5 protein-coding genes and 1 pseudogene are annotated in these 6,149 nt (G+C 60.1%); 2 read left to right on the forward strand and 4 right to left on the reverse strand.

Going from position 1 to position 6,149, the window contains the following annotated elements:
* Positions 1 to 4 precede the first annotated feature (4 nt).
* Together AC1Q6V_RS32430 and AC1Q6V_RS32435 are read right to left on the reverse strand one after the other, a co-directional pair.
* Positions 5 to 460: a PRTRC system protein E gene (locus AC1Q6V_RS32430; protein ID WP_439673126.1), complete on the reverse strand. Its 456-nt coding sequence runs from the start codon at positions 458 to 460 to the stop codon at positions 5 to 7.
* Positions 461 to 496: 36 nt separating this feature from the next.
* Positions 497 to 2,179: a PRTRC system ParB family protein gene (locus AC1Q6V_RS32435; RefSeq protein WP_492344716.1), complete on the reverse strand. Its 1,683-nt coding sequence runs from the start codon at positions 2,177 to 2,179 to the stop codon at positions 497 to 499.
* Between the two features lie 534 nt (positions 2,180 to 2,713).
* Between AC1Q6V_RS32435 and AC1Q6V_RS32440 the strand changes: the two genes are divergently transcribed.
* Positions 2,714 to 3,253 carry a DUF695 domain-containing protein gene (locus AC1Q6V_RS32440; protein ID WP_439673125.1) on the forward strand — a complete coding sequence of 180 codons (540 nt, stop codon included), beginning with the start codon at positions 2,714 to 2,716 and terminating at the stop codon, positions 3,251 to 3,253.
* 693 nt (positions 3,254 to 3,946) lie between these two features.
* A complete protein-coding gene (locus AC1Q6V_RS32445) occupies positions 3,947 to 4,327 on the forward strand; it encodes a VOC family protein (RefSeq protein ID WP_439673124.1) in 381 nt (126 codons plus the stop codon).
* Between the two features lie 881 nt (positions 4,328 to 5,208).
* On the opposite strand, the gene AC1Q6V_RS32450 is transcribed toward AC1Q6V_RS32445, so the two are convergent.
* Together AC1Q6V_RS32450 and AC1Q6V_RS32455 are read right to left on the reverse strand one after the other, a co-directional pair.
* Complete coding sequence (locus AC1Q6V_RS32450) at positions 5,209 to 5,460, reverse strand: hypothetical protein (protein ID WP_439673123.1); 252 nt, start codon at positions 5,458 to 5,460, stop codon at positions 5,209 to 5,211.
* Positions 5,457 to 6,083 (reverse strand): annotated as a pseudogene (locus AC1Q6V_RS32455) (helicase-related protein); the annotation flags it as partial. The gene AC1Q6V_RS32450 and the pseudogene AC1Q6V_RS32455, both read right to left, overlap by 4 nt.
* Between the last annotated feature and the right edge of the window lie 66 nt (positions 6,084 to 6,149).

Genomic DNA, 6,149 nt, shown 5'->3' on the forward strand with positions numbered 1-6,149 from the left:
CTCCTTAGAGCAGGGACGCCAGATCCGTGCCGGCCGAGGCCGGCGCACTCACCTTGGCGTCCGCCTCGGTCTGCGTGGCATCACGGGCTTCGGCATCGCCTGCTTCGTTATCATCGTCCGACCCGCTTGCCGTTTCCGACGCCGATGGCGATGCGGCCTTGGCCAGCGCCTTCGTCGCCTTGGACGATTGCGTGGACTTGGCGGCATCGAGAATCGACTTCGTTGCCTCGGCCTGCTCTGCCAGCGAGCGATGCGACTCGCTCACACTCAGGACGGCAGCCGCGAACTCCGCATCCAGTTCCGCGGGCGTAGCCGACAGCACCAGAGGCGAAGTCAGTGCGGCATCCGCGGCATTCTTGATGACTGGCAGCACGACAACGGACATGACATCGCCCTGCATGGAAAGCGTAACAACGACCTTCTCGCTCGCGCGAACGAGCGGAACCAATTCAGTGAACATGGTGAATCCTTTTGGGGAAATGGAATGAGGCAGGGATCAGACGCCCAGGACCTTGGGCACCTTGCCGGTGTAGTCAAAGCCATCGACAGCCAGCAGGCCGGCAATGACTTCGGGCTTCGGCTTGTTGAACAACTTGGCAAAGCTATCGCCCAGCGCCTTGCGAATGCCCAACTCGTCCGCGAGAACCTTCATCTCGGACTTGGTGAGCATCTCCAGGAAGTCCTGCGACTTCTGCAGGTTCCAGTGCACGCGCAGATCTAGCTTGTGGTAGCGGCACAGTTCCTTGAGGTTTGACACCTCCATGCCGTCGATTGCCGCGACCGTCAACGCAATGGTCAGCTGCTGGCGCTTGCCAGCGTCCAGCGCATGCACCGCCGTCAGGCAGCCTTGCAGCGTCGAAGACGCCTTCTGCTCCGTCAGCTTCTCGAAGAATTTGCCCATCTTGTCCCCGCCGATGTTGCGTGCGAGGCCGTTGAGGGCGATCGAGATCAGGTAGGCGTTGGCCTGGTCGGCATTCTGCGCGACTTCCTTGCGCAGCGCCTTGCGCCAGAGATCGGTCCGGTAGTTCTTGACCTTCTCCGACTCGCTGATCGACGTGACGGGCTTCTCGGCGGGCGCCGATGACTTGTCCCCACCCTTCGCAGTCGCGGGCTTGCCGGAACCGGCTGGGGCCCCTGCCGGCTTTTGCGCCGCCGCTTTCGCGTCGCGCTCCGCCTTCAGGCGCTCCGCCACCTTCCGCTGGTTGCAGACTGTGTCGAAGCACTGGCCACTGTAGACCTTGCCCAGTGAATCGGGCAGGCCACTGACGGCCGCACCGAAGTTCTCGCAGGCATGGCAAGCCTTGGCCTGCTCCTCCCCCACCCCAGTCGGTCCATCGACCTGAAGCTGGATGCGGGTGTGGTTGTCGCCGGTGCGTACGATGCGAATGACCTGGTACTCGTCCTTGAGCCCGTAGCTGATGCTTTCGAGCTTCCGATCGGTCTTCTCGGTATAGCAGGCGCGGTTGGTGCAGTTGCCGGTAGCAATTGCCTCGCTGAACATCTCCGTTTGCAACGAGGAGTTGTGCTGGCAGCTTACGCATTGCGCCTTGTCGAAGATGGCCTTCTCCAGGCTGCACGCGGCGGCCTCGATAGTCTTCTTCAGTTCGGACACGGATTTCTTCTCGCTCACGATGACCGGCAGGAGCTTGTCCTGCGTGGCCTTGGCGAGCGTCGCAAGCAATTCGGCGTGGCCGAGCTGGATGACACGCGTGTTGAGCGCGTTCAGCACCGGTTCGCTGCAGTTCATGAGCGCCAGGCGCTTGTCCAGCGTCGAGCGCGACCAGCCAAGGAGGCGGGCCGCTTCGTCGCGGTCGCCCTGCAACTGGCCTACGATCCTCGATGCTGCCACGGCCTCCTCGGAAGGCGCCATGTCGGCACGCTGTACGTTCTCGATCAACGCCATGCGGTCGGCTTCGGCGTCGGTGATCACCTTGAGCGTGACGGGGATATGGTATCCCTCGCCATGCGCGGCCAGTGCGGCGCGATAGCGGCGTTCACCGGCAACCACTTCATACTCATGCCCATTCTGATCGTCCTCAACGGGACGGATCAGAATCGGCTGAAGGATACCGTCCACGCGAATGGATTCGGTCAGTTCAGCCATCTGGGCAGGATCGAAGTACTTGCGCGGGTTACGGCCAGGACGGATCTTGCCAATGACAATGGTGGGGTTTTGCATTTTTGGGTTCTCCGAGACGGAATGGGAACCCGTTGCCGCACCGGGAACGTGGTTCCCGATGGGGTGGAAGGATGGACTACCAGGCTAAGCCGGCGGCCACCATACTGCAGAAACTGGCACCGAAAGGTGCGGGGTCGATGCGTCCGAGACGCGAAATGTGGTGTGAGGATACCCGAATTTCGTATCAGCGGGCAAGATTCGATGGCCCAAAATCCGGGTCATCACTGCTCTTCGCCGCGCGCGGGTCGCATTGACACAGCCTCTCCAGGGTCGGGAACATCCGACCGAGACCGGCCAGGAACAGCCTTTAGACAACCGTGCCGGCTATGTCCGCTTCGGAGTGCCGATTCAACCGGTCGGTCAAACCGCCAAAACAGGTGGCTATTCTTTCTGTCCCCCGACCGCTGGAATTTCAACGTCGTCCCCTGTTGTGCGGCTCCCACACCCCTCGTTGCCGCAAAGCGCACGCTCTCGCATTTTTGATACATTTCATCTCGATCCCACCTGCAACGCCCAAAATCAAAGGCCTTCAGGATGCCGGCGAAAACGCTGCGGCGCGCTTGGCCAAAAACGATTCCGCAAATTCGGATGCGCTTCTTAAAATGGTTCGTAGCCACTGCCACTGCAGCAGTCGCTTCATTTTCACACGCTAGTCAGGACGAGAAGGCGTGGAAGGTCGCCATTGCCAAGGACTCGGCAGGGAACGTTCGTCGCATTATTCGCTATCGGGACGAGTTGCCTAGCTGGGTTAAAAGGCCATCCTTCGGAGCACTTGTCGTGATTTCCTGGCCGAACGCCAGTCAGTCCGGCATGCCAACCAAGAGCGAATCTCTGCTTCACTACACGTTCGAGGACGGACTGCAGGCGGCTGAAGAAAGCGAGCGAGCTGGCGTACTTGCCGCCGTGGTTACCGGCGAAGGGAAAGTCGAGTGGTACTACTTTGCCGGTTCGCACGATGTGTTCATGCGCGTCCTCAACACGGCTCTCGAGGGCAAGCCGCGCTTGCCCATCGCCATTTCGCTGGAACAGGACCCGGAGTGGTCTATATATCGGAGCATCACAGGAAAGAGATAGTGCGTAGGGACTTGCGAAACCTACAACGAGCAGAGGCCCGGAGAAATCTTCCGGCGGCAATGGCCCTGCTACTACTCGGGCTCACTTTTTCCTTACCGACTTGGACCCAGCCGACGGGCTCGACCTCCAAATGCACTTTGCCGGTGCCGGACGGAGGCGACTTTGTGCCATCTGCTGCCAATCTCACCGGCAAGATTAAGCACGTCGGAAAGGATTTCGTGGATGTCCAACCGATGAAAGGACGTAACCTCGTCCGCGTCTTCTACGACAGCGACACGCAACTCTACTCGGCATTCGGTGGCGACTACGAGCCAAGTGACTTCGTTCGAGGCCAGCGAGTGTGGGTCTGGTTCAAAGGATGTAGACCGGCTGCTCGAAGCTCTGGCAAGGCTGCCTACTTGCAACTGTATTCAAGGGACCCTAAGGACCAGCCTTCGGAATAATTCGAGCGCTGAAGAAGTCGCGCCGAGGTGCGCATGGCCGCCCGGCCGCCCGGCGTCAACGATACCGGTCATCACTGCTGAGACCGCTGGATGACCGAGTAGGGTCGGCTACAGCCTGTCACCGCCAGACTGTCGGGCCCCCGATCGATCGGGGGCTTCCCGGCTGGAAGGGCCATTCGAGGCGGAGAGTAGAATCCCTGACAATCGGGAGGCCGCTCTAGGCCGACCTTTCTTTGAAGGGAGTGACGCGATGGCTGAAGCGCTTACCGATCTTAGTTCTTTTTCTTTCGTTCTCGCGGTGCCAGATCTCGAAGCCAGTGCCTCGTACTTTCGGGACGCGCTGGGTTTTAGGCTGGACTGGCCCAACGGCATAGGTTGGCAATTAGCCACGAGAGGGGGTGTGCGCGTCATGATTGGCCATTGCCCCGATGCAATGTTACCTTCGGCAACCGGTGACCACAGTTACTTCGGCTACCTCAAAGTGGCGAACGCCGACGCACTTCATGAAGAACTCGTCGGTCGCGGCGCCATTATCCTGCAACCTCCGACCGACAAACCACACGGCATGCGGGAGTTTCTTGTAGGCACGCCGGATGGGCATCGAATGATGATTGGTCAAGACTTGTCGTGACCCTACGCGTAAGCAAGAGCGGCGATACAACGCTGCGCGTTGTTGTTGGCTTCACGGGTAGCCCGCGTTAAAGATTTCGTGTCGAATGGCCGCTTTGGAGCGAGACAAACGGGTCGGTCAGAGCCAGCCACAGCTTGCCCGTGAACGGCCGGCAGAGACCGGCCATGGATGGACCTTCGTATGTCAGGGCAAAGGAGGCATTCGTGCGTGCGAGCAAGTTGCGAGGCCCAGAATCGACCATACTGCCGATATCGCCGTAGGAGACAAGATGCGGCCCCAAACGACATCGTCACCAGTTAATGGCACACGTGTAGCCGCCGCTATTGCATCTTGGAGCGGAGCATCCATCGCCGTTCTTGCGTCGCTCATGCTGGCCATTTCGACTGGAGTTGGACCCAGCCGTGCAAATTGGCTGGGGGTAGCGCCGCTTCTAGCCTGGGTATCGCTTGGCGTCATGACTGTTCGTTGGATTCAGAACCGCCGTTGTCATTGGCTTTGGCCTATTGCAGGGACTACCTGCGGCATTGCATCTGCCGCTGCCTTCAATAGGCTCGGATTTCTCTACATAGCTGCTGTGCCTCTCGCCATTTACTTAGTTTTCTGGCACCTGCTACGGCCAACGGGGTTTCCGTTGAGTCGAAAGCCCTGAGTCGACAACGGCCGTGCAAAAGGCGCGGCGGAACGGGCAGCATCGACGCGGCGTGCCGCACAAGACCCTCGCTTGAAGGGTCCTCAATGCAACCCGCAATGGCAAAAAAAATGGCCCCCAACGAGTGAGGGCCTGAGGGAACGGGTACATCTTGAGAGGCAATTCCGTAGCGGGGCACGCTACGGAATTGATCATAAAGTGGTTCGAGCCCGAGGCATCCCCCGAAAGGTCGTCAATTTCGACTGTCTTTCGCTGGAGTGGGCCCGATCGGCCTGGCCAGCACGCTGGTCACAGCACCGCTAACCTGCCAGCCGTCCATCTCGCTCTCAAAAATTCCGTGAACGAGACGATCGAGGCAGACAACTTCCAATCCATCCGCCTCGATCGTGCCAAGAATGTGGGCAACGGTCGTGCCACGCGTGCCGCGTCGCTTGATCGTTGCTACCCCTTCGCCAATGCTGATGCTGCACTCCGTCGCTTTCATGCGGCCTCCTTGAGCAGTTCACGTTGATCCCGGGCCTTGCGGCCGTGCAGCTTGGCGAGATCGTCTACAAATTCGTCCAACAGTGTGTCCATGTGCAAGAACGCCTCGTCTTCCAGCTCCGGCGTTGCCCAGTCCAGGCCCGCCTCCATGGCGTCCCGCTTGTGCGCCACCATCTGGTCCTGGTAAATATCCAGGCTTCCTGGCAGATGGAAGTAGACCACCTTCAACTGCCCCTTCCGGTTCCAGCGCAGCGCGCGCCGCATCGCCTGGTACTCGATGCGCCACGTCCACGAGCGGTCGTAGAAGAGGACGTAGTCGGCATTGGGCAGGTTGTAGCCCGCCCGGCCCGACGCCTTGGTACACAGGAGGCCCGTGGCATTGCCGCCCACGAAGCGCTTGTCCTTGTCGGCCACGCGCTTCGCAATCGGAATCCCGCCGTGAAACGGCACCGTCTCAACCCCCTTCGCCTTCAACTGGCTGGCGATGAGGTCGATCACGCCCGGGTTTTCGGCAAACAAGATGGCCTGCTTGCCCTCCGCGGCGATTGCTTCCAGCCGCTTGATCACCGCGCGCTGCTTGCTGGTCAGTTGCCCCAGCGCTCCAACACCATCCACCCCATGCTGTTATTCCCCCCAGCTATTCATACATAGTTAGGGCTAGATAGGTGGCTCCCTCCCCCCAACACCCCT

The sequence above is a fragment of the Cupriavidus sp. GW823-FHT07B10 genome (assembly GCF_058794355.1).

What these genes read in the sequence shown, in the direction of transcription:
- AC1Q6V_RS32445 (WP_439673124.1), top strand. Translation starts at nt 3,947, where the DNA reads ATGGCTGAAGCGCTTACCGATCTTAGTTCTTTTTCTTTCGTTCTCGCG.
- AC1Q6V_RS32435 (WP_492344716.1), bottom strand. Translation starts at nt 2,179, where the DNA reads ATGCAAAACCCCACCATTGTCATTGGCAAGATCCGTCCTGGCCGTAAC.
- AC1Q6V_RS32440 (WP_439673125.1), top strand. Translation starts at nt 2,714, where the DNA reads ATGCCGGCGAAAACGCTGCGGCGCGCTTGGCCAAAAACGATTCCGCAA.
- AC1Q6V_RS32430 (WP_439673126.1), bottom strand. Translation starts at nt 460, where the DNA reads ATGTTCACTGAATTGGTTCCGCTCGTTCGCGCGAGCGAGAAGGTCGTT.
- AC1Q6V_RS32450 (WP_439673123.1), bottom strand. Translation starts at nt 5,460, where the DNA reads ATGAAAGCGACGGAGTGCAGCATCAGCATTGGCGAAGGGGTAGCAACG.